10 protein-coding genes are annotated in these 12,789 nt (G+C 35.4%); 9 read left to right on the top strand and 1 reads right to left on the bottom strand.

Features of this window, described 5'->3' with window-relative positions; translation table 11 throughout:
* Positions 1–25: 25 nt before the first annotated feature.
* From DB891_RS02875 to DB891_RS02860, 4 genes are all read left to right on the top strand, one after another.
* A complete protein-coding gene (locus DB891_RS02875) occupies positions 26–1,108 on the top strand; it encodes an FUSC family protein (protein WP_116760412.1) in 1,083 nt (360 codons plus the stop codon).
* A 295-nt stretch (positions 1,109–1,403) separates the two neighbouring features.
* A complete protein-coding gene (locus tag DB891_RS02870) occupies positions 1,404–1,856 on the top strand; it encodes an FKBP-type peptidyl-prolyl cis-trans isomerase (protein ID WP_116760410.1) in 453 nt (150 codons plus the stop codon).
* A 251-nt stretch (positions 1,857–2,107) separates the two neighbouring features.
* Entirely contained in the window at positions 2,108–3,370 is a 1,263-nt protein-coding gene (locus DB891_RS02865) for a BamA/TamA family outer membrane protein (protein ID WP_116760408.1), read from the top strand.
* A 254-nt stretch (positions 3,371–3,624) separates the two neighbouring features.
* A complete protein-coding gene (locus DB891_RS02860) occupies positions 3,625–4,134 on the top strand; it encodes a GNAT family N-acetyltransferase (protein ID WP_116760406.1) in 510 nt (169 codons plus the stop codon).
* 156 nt (positions 4,135–4,290) lie between these two features.
* Here DB891_RS02860 and DB891_RS02855 read toward each other — a convergent pair whose 3' ends face one another.
* Positions 4,291–5,841 (bottom strand): SDR family NAD(P)-dependent oxidoreductase, encoded by a 1,551-nt coding sequence (locus DB891_RS02855; RefSeq protein WP_116760404.1) that lies wholly within the window; start codon positions 5,839–5,841, stop codon positions 4,291–4,293.
* A 225-nt stretch (positions 5,842–6,066) separates the two neighbouring features.
* Between DB891_RS02855 and DB891_RS02850 the strand changes: the two genes are divergently transcribed.
* From DB891_RS02850 to secA, 5 genes are all read left to right on the top strand, one after another.
* Positions 6,067–6,846 (top strand): O-methyltransferase, encoded by a 780-nt coding sequence (locus DB891_RS02850; protein ID WP_116760402.1) that lies wholly within the window; start codon positions 6,067–6,069, stop codon positions 6,844–6,846.
* Between the two features lie 453 nt (positions 6,847–7,299).
* On the top strand, positions 7,300–8,034 hold the full coding sequence (locus tag DB891_RS02845; RefSeq protein WP_116760400.1) for an ABC transporter ATP-binding protein: 735 nt from the start codon (positions 7,300–7,302) through the stop codon (positions 8,032–8,034).
* A gap of 133 nt (positions 8,035–8,167) precedes the next feature.
* Positions 8,168–8,737 carry a cob(I)yrinic acid a,c-diamide adenosyltransferase gene (locus DB891_RS02840; protein WP_116760398.1) on the top strand — a complete coding sequence of 190 codons (570 nt, stop codon included), beginning with the start codon at positions 8,168–8,170 and terminating at the stop codon, positions 8,735–8,737.
* 177 nt (positions 8,738–8,914) lie between these two features.
* Positions 8,915–9,136, top strand: coding sequence for a DUF2795 domain-containing protein (locus DB891_RS02835; protein ID WP_007138072.1), 222 nt, complete (start codon positions 8,915–8,917; stop codon positions 9,134–9,136).
* A gap of 84 nt (positions 9,137–9,220) precedes the next feature.
* Positions 9,221–12,571: a preprotein translocase subunit SecA gene (gene secA / locus DB891_RS02830; RefSeq protein ID WP_116760396.1), complete on the top strand. Its 3,351-nt coding sequence runs from the start codon at positions 9,221–9,223 to the stop codon at positions 12,569–12,571.
* The last annotated feature ends 218 nt before the right edge of the window (positions 12,572–12,789 follow it).

The following is a 12,789-nucleotide window of genomic DNA, read 5'->3' as shown; positions in this document are numbered from 1 at the left end:
TGTGACATAAAAATTGTGAATAAAAATGAAATCTTTCAAACATTTGTTTTTACAGGAAATCAAGGCCTTTTATAAAATAAAACAAACCGATAGACTTTGGCATATTCCAGTACTCGCCTCGTTGTGTATTGGCATTCCGTTACTTACTGGTTTGTATTTAGAAAATTTAAAATACGGATTAATCGCTAGTTTGTCTGGGTTGGTTATCCTGTATATCCCCACCTCCTCCTCTATCACAAACCGAATGATTACCCTGCTTATTTGCTCCTTTGGGTTTATGTTTTCGTACAGCATCGGACTTCTTTTTAGTTTTCATCCTTTACTCTCAGCTATCCTATTTGGGCTATACAGTTTTGTTGTACATTGGGCAATCTTGTTTTTCAAAACGAAACCACCAGGGAGTTTCTTTTTTATCATGCTTACCTCCATTTCCAGTTGCATTCCACATAATCTAAGGGAAATTCCAGAAAAAATCGGTTTAATTACCATAGGAACCGTACTGGCCTGTATACTGGCATTGATTTATAGTCTACTCACCCGAAAATCAAATAATAAACCTAAAACTATTACATCTTCATTTGCCAAAAACAAATACACAGCCTTAATTGAAGCTGCCATTGTTGGTTTTTTCATGTTTCTATCTTTGCAATTGGGACATTTCTTAATATTAAAAAATCCGTATTGGATTCCAATATCCTGTTTAGCGATTATGCAGGGAGCTAGCCTTTACTATATTTGGCAAAGAGTAATACACCGAATCATAGGTACTCTCATCGGATTAGGACTGTTTTGGATTATCATTTCCATCGATAGAACCCCTTTGAGTATATGTATTTCCATCATTGTATTACAGTTTATCATCGAATTTCTAATCGTTAGAAACTACATTTTAGCCGTAATTTTTATCACTCCAATGGCATTGTTACTTACCGAGGCGGCTAATCCATTAATCCATGACCCAAACCTATTAATTTCCATTCGATTTACAGATATTATTTTAGGAAGTCTTTTGGGGGCTATAGGCGGTTGGTTGATATACAATGAAAGAATTAAATACCATGCTATTAAAAACCTAAGAAAAATCAGAAGGTTTAAAAATACCCAATGAATAGAAAAAATCACAATTAAAACAATTGGATTGATTCCTGTTAACTTTCAATATAAAGCATGCCTATAATTTAAAGAAATTACAAAACTTTATCTTACTTAGACTCATTAAAACTTAGCGATTCTTTGTGTCTTCTTCGTGAATCTCTATGAATAACCTTCGTTTTCGAAGTATTCTTCGAGAATATTCTTCGATGGCCTGTTCCAGATAGATGCTAATTCAGTTTTGGAGACTGATATTTTAATCAAAATTTTATTGAATTTTTATATATTTACCATTAAAAAAAACTTTACTTATGAAACAGCTTTTAACTACCCTATTGGCCTTGGCACTTTTTATTTCTTGTTCTAAAGACAAAGAAGTAGACTATGTTGCAAAAAACGAGCAAGAAATCATTGACTACATCGCCAAAAATAAATTATCTGCACAAAAAAGCGGTACTGGTCTGTATTATGTGATCACCGAACCTGGAACTGGAACGCAACCTACAGCAACGTCTAATGTCACCGTAGCCTACAAAGGCTATTACACTAATGGATCTGTATTTGATGAAAGTAAACCTGAAGGAATTTCTTTCGGTTTGAATCAAGTTATAAAAGGCTGGACAGAAGGCATTCCTTATTTTAAAACTGGAGGTAGTGGTATTCTTTTGGTACCGGCTCATTTAGGATATGGGAATAATGATTACAATGGTATTCCCGGAGGTTCAGTACTTATTTTTGATGTTAAATTGGTTAAAGTAAATTAGTACCAACACCGATTTACTACCAATAAACGAAACCACAATCAGGCGGATTCAAAATTAAAGCAACAATAAAAACAAAAAGCCGCAACGGATTTAATTCTGTTGTGGCTTTTTGTTATTCTAAATCTTTTCTATGCTAGTACGTTAGTAACGTCGTGATAAAAAAATATCCCCTTAATTAAATACTTACAAATAAATTTTGCTTAGTTTTATATTTGTATTTAAAAAATTTGAATATAGTACAGATCTTCATTATGAATTTTACAACTATTTTGAAATCAAAAATCTTATTTCTTTTTATTTTTTTTCTTTCTTTTTCTCAAACTATCGTTTCACAGGAAGAGAAAAAAGAAGGAGAAAAAAAATACCCATTGCGTTCTATAATTGATTTATTCACAAAAGAAGATACTCTAAAAATAAGCAAACCTGACTCTAAAACAAATTTAATAGTATTTCCCACATTAGGCTACCAACCCGCAAATGGTTTTACACTTGGGTTCATAAGCCAATTTAGTTTTAAAATAAAGCCAGAAAACAAAATCTCTTTACTATCGGGAGGAGCTTCCTATAGTTCTCAAAAGCAAGTCCTGACTTATTTGAAAAACAATATGTATATCAGTAATGACCGCTACTTTTTTAGCGGGGATTTTCGATATTATATTTTCTCTCAATCCAATTATGGTTTAGGAACAGATATTATTCCTTGGGGCGCCGAATTTAAAGAATTCGACTTCAACGCTATAGAGCAACCCATGAATTACAACTACTTTAAATTTCATGAAACGGTATCCTACAACATCCTTCCCTCTTTTTTTATTGGATTAGGAATACATTTTGACAGTTATACCGATATAGATGACAAACTTTTGGATGTTGCGAATGAACAGTACACCTACCATTATAATTATTCGAAAAAATATGATTTCAGCGATAAAAATTATGCTGTCAATGGGGTTAGTTTAAATTTAATATACGACACCAGAGATAATTTAATAAACACGAATAATGGTTTGTATTTGAATCTAAATTACCGTTACAACCCACAAACACTGGTAAATCTTCACAGAAGTGCCACTTTATTGCTTGAATCCAGATATTTTATACCCATCAGCAAAATAAACAAGCAGCATGTCATTGGTTTTTGGGCCTATGGTCAATTCTTGATAAATGGTAAATTACCTTATTTGAATCAGCCGGCTATAGGTTGGGACCAAAACAGCCGTAGTGGAAAAGGATATACCCAAGGGCTTTTTAGAGGTACAAACCTAATGTATTTTGAAAGCGAATATCGTTTCCCAATTACTAAAAATCAAATGATCAGCGGAACGGTATTTGCCAATGCCACAACGGCAAGTTCCATTGACAAAGGCCTCCGATTATTTCAATCCATACAACCTGCTATAGGTGTCGGATTAAGAGTCCTGCTTGACAAAACGACCCTGACCAATTTCGTCGTTAATCTTGGTCTAGGCCGTGATTCTCAAACATTCTATTTTAATGACGGTGAAGGATTCTAATACCGTCTTTATAAACTACCAAGTCCTTAATTCTACAAGCAGCAGCATTTTTATTTGGGCGTGACCTTCAGTAAAAAAAATTTGAATCGGGCTTTACGTACCCGCAAAGTAGAGTAACTCGGCGTTTTTTATTTAAAAGATTTTTGGATATTTGAAATCCGCACACGATTTGAAAATATATGACCTAATTAATAAAAAAGTGCAACAAATAAAAAAACAGCTACAGCTGTATAATACTATAAAAATATAATATCATGAATCTGAAAAATTTAATTACAGATAGACTTTTGCTAATGCCTTTTACAAAAGAAATTACTAATATCATTTTAAGCGGCGATTTTACTAAACTTATTGAAATGGGGTTACATTTAGGAAAAGGATATCCAGATGAGGAAACTTTAGATACAATTCCTAAAATACTTCATAATCTGGATTTAGTTCAAGAGCCCACAGGTTTTGAATCTTGGATGATCGTTTTAAAAGATGAAATGACAATTATTGGTGATATTGGATTTAAAGGCAAACCAAATCATTTAGGAGCAGTAGATATTGGTTATGGCATAATTGATAGTGAAAGAAAAAAGGGGTATGCAAGCGAAGCCTCTCGTGGTTTAATAGAATGGGCCTTTTCAAACTCCGAAGTTACATTAATAACAGCTAAATGTCTTTTAGAAAATATCGGCTCTTCAAAGATTTTAACTAAATTAAATTTCAATGAAGTTGGAAGAAATAATAAAATGATTCACTGGGAGTTACAGAATTAAATTTTTGAATTTTCTAAAACGATTCAATTGCTTAGGCATATAGACGTTTTTATAGCATGCTTTTTTTTCCTACTATTAAAGACTCAAACCTAGAAAACAAAAAACCACAACAAAATCAAATTCTGTTGTGGTTTTTATTTTATAAACTTATAAGGACTACCAAGCAATAGGATTATAATCTTTCAAAAATTTCCCGCACCAGTGCTTCCCTGTATTGATCCCGTCAAACAAAGGATCCATTACTCGAGCGGCACCATCCACAATATCCAGTGGCGGTTGAAAATCCTGTTCTTCCTGTTTTCTTTTGGCTAGTTCCGCTGGATCCTCATCGGTAACCCAACCTGTGTCTACGGCATTCATAAAAATTCCGTCTTTTGCCAAAGTTCCTGCGGCAGTGTGCGTTAGCATATTCAAGGCTGCTTTGGCCATATTGGTATGCGGATGGCGGTCTTCCTTGAAATCTCGGTAAAACTTCCCTTCCATAGCCGAAACATTAATGATGTGTTTTTTTCCGGTGCTGTCTTTCTTCATCACTTCCGAAAGGCGATTACACAATACAAAAGGTGCAACCGAATTCACGAGTTGTACTTCGATCATTTCTGTGGTTTCTATTTGTCCCAACTTTAATCTCCAGCTGTTTACTTTTCGCAAATCTACTTGTTGCAAGTCGGCATCGAGTTCTCCTTCCGGAAAAACTTCTTGTGTGACCAATGTATTGTCAAAAGAATACGGAATTTGGGATAATTTGGCGGAAGCCCTTAAACCAATTCCGGGTTCCGGTCCGTGCCAAGTTACTGGCATATTTTGATTGGAAGAAGCTCCCGAGGTCAATACTTTTAATTCATCCAAGCAATTGGTATGATCCAATAATAAATCTTGTGCCGATTTTGGCAAAGTCGCTATTGATCGCTCTTCGTTTTCCATTAGGTGCGTATAGAATCCCGCAGGACGTCTCACGGTTTGCGCTGCATTATTGATAAGAATATCCAATCGCCCGTATTTTTGCTCTATGAAATTGCAAAAAATCTCCACACTCGGAATATGCCTCAAATCCAATCCGTGAATTTTCAAGCGATGCCCCCACTCCATAAAATCGTCTTCTTTAGAAAATCGCAAAGCCGAATCTACCGGAAAACGAGTCGTTGCAACAACCGTAGCTCCTCCTCTTAATAACATCAAAGTAATATGATACCCAATTTTTAATCGGGATCCCGTAATCACCGCAATCTGTCCTTTTACATCGGCAGTCTGGAAACGTTTGGCGTAATTAAAATCCCCACAATCCGAACACATTGAATCGTAAAAGTGATGCATTTTGGTAAACTCTGTTTTACATACATAACACTTTCTAGGCGTCTCCAACTCCAACTGCTCTTTGTTGGCGAAATCATTCATAGCCAACAATTTTGGGGCTACAAAAATACTGGCTTCTCGAGCAGAACGAATTCCGGTTTCTTTACGGGCGGTTCTGTCTTTCTTTTCCTGCTTGCGTTTGGCTACTGCCTTTCCGTCCTTTTTCCTTTTGGTAAACTCATCGCGATCTGGACGGGAAAATTGTCCCGCTGCTTTGATTAAGGCTGTTCTTTGCTCTTTTGGTATTTCAAAAATCTGATCTGTATCTGTATTCAATTCTGTCAAAATTGCAATGCATTGGTTTATTTCTTCCAATGTTATCGCACTTTTACTCTCTATTGCTTCCTTCATCATTATAAAAATTCATTGCTGTTCTTGGCGTAAATTCCAAGGGCGCAAATATAGTGTTTAAATTTTGGGACAGTTTAATATTTGCATACACTTTAATAAAATGCTATTTCACAAAGAATCTCTAAGAAAACACAGAGACACGCAAAGTTTAGTTTTTAGTTTTCGATGACTTAAGAAATCTCTGTGTATCTTCGCATTTTCTTTGTGAACCTTTGTGAAATAGTCTCTATGTTATTCCAAATCAAATCCTACCTCAAATTCCTCTGGCATTCCAAAAATGAACATGCCGTGCATTCTCCATTTGTCTTTAATTTATTGACCAAATGCTTTTATGAAAAGAAATTCAAATCAGAATATATTGTTTTGAAAAACTACCGAAACGAACTTTTACAAAATAAAAACACTATTGAAGTAACCGATTTTGGAGCGGGTTCTCATGTTTTTAAATCCGACACAAGGCAAATATCAAAGATTGCCAAAACCGCAGGAATTAGTCCCAAACGTGCTGAACTATTGTTTAGAACCACGAATTATTTTCAACCCGATACTATCCTTGAAATTGGCACTTCATTAGGATTGGCTACTTCTGCCCTTTCATTAGGAAATCCGAAAGCTTCCGTTGTAACTTTGGAAGGCTGTCCAGAAACGGCTTCAATTGCAAAAATTCAATTGCAAAAATTTAATTGCAATAACATAAACTTGATTAAAACAGAGTTCAACATCCATCTGAACTCCTTAAAAATTAAAACTTTAAACTTTAAACTAATTTTTTTCGACGGCAACCATTCCAAAAAAGCTACTTTAGAATATTTCGAATTGTTATTGCCTACGATTACCAATGAAACCGTTTGGATATTTGATGACATTCACCGGTCCAAGGAAATGGAAGAAGCTTGGGAGATGATAATAAAACATCCGAAAGTAACCGTTAGTATTGATACTTTTCAGTGGGGTATGGTCTTCTTTAGATACGAACAACCCAAACAGCATTTTACTATTCGGGTATAAAAAAAAAGACAGTCACCCCCATGACTGTCAATCTTCATTTTGAATCAATAAATATTTACATTCTCAATTCACATTTCAATTTATCCATCAACCTAAAATTGACTGAACATAAACCATACCATCAAAATATAAAGTTTCATATTCAATAACCTAATATTTAATACCTCAACTTTTGTCTTGCAAACATACTATTTATAATTTAGATCAGATAAATAAAAATCGTTAAAATTCATATTCAATCGACTAAATACACTTTTTTTATTATTTTAATGAATTTTACTTACATAAAAGCACTTTGAGTTTTAAATAAAAAAATGACAACCATTGCTGCCAATCATTTTTGTTAAAATTCTATAAATTGTAACAAAAATCAATTTAAACCTACCTATTAACAATTCAAAAGTCTTTTGTACTTTTAAAATCGAAAACAGTAATCTACAATAGAAAATTCTAATGAAAAACCCACTTATAAAAATTACCAATATCAAACGAGATTTTGTACTTGGAAACGAAATTGTTTATGTGCTAAAAGGCATTGATTTAGAAATTAAAAAAGGGGAATACGTAGCTCTGATGGGCCCTTCAGGTTCCGGAAAATCTACTTTAATGAATTTATTGGGTTGTTTAGACACACCAACTTCCGGAACATATATTTTGAACGGTAAAGATGTGAGTCATATGAAAGACGACGAACTGGCCGAAATTAGAAACAAAGAGATCGGTTTTGTTTTCCAAACTTTCAACCTACTGCCTAGAACAACAGCCTTAGACAATGTAGCTTTACCAATGATCTACGCAGGTTGTTCTAAAGCTGAAAGAAACGCTCGTGCATCCGAAGTACTTAATCAAGTAAATTTGGGCGACAGAATGGATCATCAACCCAACCAACTCTCCGGAGGACAACGCCAGCGTGTAGCCATTGCCAGAGCATTGGTCAACAGACCTTCGATTATTCTGGCAGACGAACCTACAGGAAACCTGGATAGCAAAACATCATTGGAAATCATGAAGCTTTTTGGCGACATTCATGCTAATGGAAACACCGTTATTTTAGTAACCCACGAAGAAGAAATTGCGGCTTATGCTCATCGCGTTATTCGATTGAGAGACGGGATTATAGAGAGCGATACTCCAAACAGACTACCTACCGATAGTCTTATACCGATGGCAAGCGATAGTATTCACTAATTGACATTAGCGAAGGTGCACTGGAACGGTTTGTCTCTTCAATAATCGAATTAATACAGTAATTTTGTTTTTCAGACGAACTGAAATCTAAATTCTATCCCGAAAGCTTTTGGGACTAAAATAAGAAACTCAAATGAAAGTATATACTAAAACAGGAGACACTGGCACTACTGCCCTTTTTGGAGGTACGCGTGTCCCCAAAGATCATGCGCGGATAGAAAGTTACGGAACCGTTGACGAATTGAATTCCTATATTGGATTGATTCGCGACCAAGAAATGAATCCCCATTACAAAGAAATCCTGATTGAAATACAAGATCGGTTGTTTACGGTAGGAGCTATTTTGGCCACTCCTCCAGAAAAAGAGGTCATGAAAAACGGAGAACTTCGTTTGAAAAAATTAGGGATTGTCGAGACTGACATTGAATTACTGGAAAATGAAATAGACACCATGGAAGAGGCGCTACCGCCAATGACACACTTTGTATTACCAGGCGGCCATCCTACTGTGTCATATTGTCATATTGCACGTTGTGTTTGCCGCCGTGCTGAACGTTTAGCCGTACATTTAAGCCATAATGAACCAGTTGCCGAAATCGCAATCAAGTACTTAAACCGACTTTCTGACTACCTTTTTGTATTGGCACGAAAGTTGTCTCATGATTTAAACGCTGAAGAAGTTCAATGGATACCTAGAAAATAGGATTTTAGATTGTAGATTTAAGATTTAAAAATCAAAATTAAGCAATCAAAAATCGTTAATCAAAAATCAGAAATCAGCTATAATTAAAACGTTCTTAACTTTTTTAAAAAATAAATGGTTTTTTACTTGTCTTTTTCAGTAAAAAATTTATTTTTGCACAAAACTAAATCGACAGATATGTATTGGACATTAGAATTAGCATCATATTTAAGCGATGCGCCATGGCCTGCTAACAAAGACGAACTTATTGACTACGCTATTAGAGCAGGAGCTCCATTAGAAGTAGTAGAAAACCTTCAATCTATAGAGGATGAAGGTGAGATATATGAATCAATGGAAGAAATTTGGCCAGATTATCCTACCGACGAAGATTATCTTTGGAACGAGGATGAATATTAAAAAGTAAACCAAGAAAAAGTCTCAAAAGAGGCTTTTTTTTTGTTTAAATTTACGAAGTTATATAAATAGAAATAAAAATAGATCATGAGTTTCATAAACAGTATTATTAAAATCTTTGTTGGAGACAAATCTGAGAAAGATGTCAAAGCGTTACAACCGTATTTAAACAAAATAAAAACTTTTGAAAGCGCTTTGCAAGCCTTGTCTCATGATGAATTGAGAGCTCGAACCACTTTTTTTAAAGAAAAAATAAAACAAGCTCGTGCCGAAAAAGATGCTAAAATAGCAGCACTTCAACTTGAGGTAGAAAGCATTGAAGACATTGACAAACGTGAAGATATTTATAACGCTATTGACGCTTTAGAAAAAGAAGCTTACGATATTTCTGAAAAAACACTATTGGAGATTCTTCCAGAAGCTTTTTCGGTTGTTAAAGAAACCGCAAGACGTTTTAAAGACAACACACAAATAACAGTTACCGCTACCGCAAAAGACAGAGAACTTTCGGCTACAAAAAGCTACATTACCCTTGATGGTGACAACGCTATTTGGGCAAACACTTGGAATGCAGCCGGAAAACAAATCACTTGGGACATGATTCACTATGACGTTCAGTTGATTGGTGGAATGGTGTTGCATGAAGGTAAAGTTGCCGAAATGCAAACAGGTGAAGGTAAAACATTGGTGGCTACTTTGCCATTATACTTGAATGCTTTGACTGGAAACGGTGTGCATTTGGTAACCGTGAATGACTATTTGGCAAAACGTGATAGTAGCTGGAAAGCGCCGCTATTTGAATTTCACGGAATGACTGTTGATTGTATTGACAATCACCAACCTAATTCTGAAGGAAGAAAAAAAGCATACGATTCTGACATCACTTACGGTACTAACAACGAATTTGGTTTTGATTACCTAAGAGATAACATGGCGCATTCGCCAGAAGATTTGGTTCAAAGAAAGCACAATTACGCTATTGTCGATGAGGTCGATTCTGTTTTAATTGATGATGCACGTACTCCCCTTATCATTTCTGGACCGGTTCCTCAAGGAGACCGTCATGAATTTATGGAAATGAAACCAAAAATTGAAAACCTTGTTAGTTTACAACGTCAATTGGCAAATGGTTTTCTTGCCGAAGCAAAAAAATTAATCAAAGAAGGGAATACTAAAGACGGTGGTTTCTTATTATTGAGAGCTTACAGAAGTTTACCTAAAAACAAAGCGTTGATTAAGTTTTTGAGTGAAGAAGGAATCAAACAATTGCTTCAAAAAACTGAAAACTCTTATATGCAAGACAACAATCGCGAAATGCCAAAAGTGGATGAAGCGTTGTATTTTGTAATTGAAGAAAAAAACAACCAAGTTGGTTTAACTGATAATGGAATCAAATTCCTTTCTGGAGATACTGATGCTGACTTTTTTGTGCTTCCAGACATTGGAACAGAAATCGCCGCTATCGAAAAGAAAAAACTGGACAAAGATGCGGAGGCGGAAGAAAAAGAAAGATTGTTCCAAGACTTTGGTGTAAAAAGTGAACGTATTCACACCTTGACACAACTTCTTAAAGCATACAGCCTTTTTGAAAAAGATGTAGAATATGTGATCATGGACAACAAAATCATGATTGTCGATGAGCAAACGGGACGTATCATGGACGGTCGTCGTTATTCTGACGGTTTACACCAAGCTATTGAAGCCAAAGAAAACGTAAAAATTGAGGCCGCTACACAAACTTTTGCAACGGTTACTTTGCAAAACTATTTCAGAATGTACAACAAACTGGGTGGTATGACTGGAACAGCTGTAACAGAAGCAGGTGAGTTATGGCAAATCTACAAACTGGATGTGGTAGAGATTCCTACCAACAGACCGATGGCTCGTATAGACAAAGAAGACTTTATATACAAAACAACTCGTGAGAAATTTAATGCTGTAATCGAGGATGTAACTGAATTATCAAAAGCAGGAAGACCGGTTCTTATTGGTACCACTTCGGTTGAGATTTCAGAATTATTGAGTAGAATGTTGAAAATGCGTGGTGTTGCACACAATGTATTGAATGCAAAAATGCATAAACAAGAAGCTCAAATTGTTGAAGAAGCAGGAAAGCCTGGAGTAGTAACCATCGCTACCAACATGGCTGGTCGTGGTACCGATATTAAATTAACTCCTGAAGTGAAAGCCGCTGGAGGTCTAGCAATTGTAGGTACAGAACGTCATGACTCCCGTCGTGTAGACCGCCAGTTACGTGGTCGTGCAGGACGTCAAGGAGATCCGGGAAGTTCACAGTTTTATGTTTCTCTTGAAGATAACTTAATGCGTTTGTTTGGTTCTGAAAGAGTAGCCAAAGTGATGGACAGAATGGGATTGCAAGAAGGAGAAGTGATTCAACATTCTATGATGACCAAATCTATCGAACGTGCTCAGAAAAAAGTAGAGGAAAACAACTTTGGTGTCCGTAAACGTTTATTGGAATATGATGATGTAATGAATGCACAGCGTGAAGTAGTATACAAACGTCGTCGTCATGCCTTGTTTGGTGAGCGTCTAAAATTGGATATTGCCAATATGCTTTATGACACTTGCGAACTAATTGTAGATGAAAATAAAGCCAGAAATAACTTCAAGGATTTTGAATTTGATATTATTCGTTATTTCTCTTTTACTTCACCAGTATCACAAGAAGAATTTTCTAAATTAACTGAAATTGAAATCACGGGTAAACTTTATAAAGCAACCCTTGAATTTTATACTCAAAAAACAGAAAGAAGTGCTAGAGAAGCTTTCCCTATCATCAAGAATGTTTACGAAGACAGAAACAATCATTTTGAACGTATTGTCGTTCCTTTTACCGATGGAATAAAATCGTTTAATGTAGTAACTGATCTAAAGAAAGCATACGAAACTGAAGGTGCTCAACTGGTAGCCGATTTTGAAAAGAACATCACTTTATCTATCGTTGATGAGGCTTGGAAAAAACACTTGCGTAAAATGGACGAATTGAAACAATCAGTTCAATTAGCCGTTCACGAACAAAAAGATCCATTGCTTATTTACAAATTAGAAGCATTCAACTTGTTCCGTTCTATGCTTGAGAATGTTAATAAAGAAGTAATTTCATTTTTATTTAAAGGTGATTTACCTGCTCAAAACGCTCCTGTTATTGAAGAAGCAAGAATCGAACGTCAAGTAGAAGATTATCAATTGAGCAAGGACGAGATTTTAAATTCTGATGAATTAGCGGAACGAAATCATGAAGCGGGACAAACCCAACAAAGGCAAGTTACTGAAACTATCGTTCGCGACCAACCAAAAATTAACCGTAACGATACGGTAACCATACAAAATGTAGCCAATGGGCAAACACAAGAAATGAAGTACAAGAAAGCCGAAAGCATGATAGCTAGCGGAGCTTGGGTTTTGGTTTCTTAATAGAAAATAGATTTGATTTGAATCCCCAATTATGAAAGTAGTTGGGGATTTTTTGTTAAATGATAATTATCATAATTAGTTTTTAAAACTTGGTGTATATTTGCATTATAATAAATAACAGCCTCCTGAAACTCTTATATTACATAACATTTTCAATTCTTTTGCTACTCCCTTCCTTTAGCAACGTTATCGTTTATCTGAACTTTAAAGCCAATCAG

The sequence above is a fragment of the Flavobacterium laiguense genome (assembly GCF_003097655.1).
Lineage (GTDB): Bacteria > Bacteroidota > Bacteroidia > Flavobacteriales > Flavobacteriaceae > Flavobacterium > Flavobacterium laiguense.
The sequence above is the reverse complement of the archived record's forward strand: the minus strand, read 5'-3'. Positions and strand labels throughout refer to the sequence as shown.